The following is a 333-nucleotide window of genomic DNA, read 5'->3' as shown; positions in this document are numbered from 1 at the left end:
GCGTGTCAATGGCCCCCGCTGTGGGCTCGGCCGCGCGCTGCGGTTGGCGTACGCTCCGGCGCAGGCCATCCATCAACCGGTCCCAGGTCCCGTCCTCGCGCCACGCCTCGAACTGCTTGTAGACCGTGCGCCAGGGCGGTAGGTCATGCGGCAACAGCGCCCAGGCGCTGCCGGCCCGGCCCTGATAGAAAATGGCGTTGAGCAATTCCCGTTTGGTATGCAGCGGCGGCCGTCCATAGCCACTGGTAGCCACGTAGGGCTCCACCAGAAGCCATTGTTCGTCAGTCAAATCGGTTGGATAAGTACGGCGATTCATCCAGCAAAGTTAAATCC

General features: G+C 63.4%; 1 protein-coding gene. It reads right to left on the bottom strand.

What is annotated here, in order from left to right; translation table 11 throughout:
* On the bottom strand, positions 1-289 hold a 289-nt coding region (locus tag J4G38_RS21705; RefSeq protein WP_226163651.1), incomplete at its 3' end, for a transposase.
* Positions 290-333: the final 44 nt, after the last annotated feature.

Source organism: Hymenobacter terricola, from assembly GCF_017921975.2.
Lineage (GTDB): Bacteria > Bacteroidota > Bacteroidia > Cytophagales > Hymenobacteraceae > Hymenobacter > Hymenobacter terricola.
Note: the sequence above shows the minus strand (reverse complement) of the source record. Positions and strands in the feature narration are given on the sequence as shown.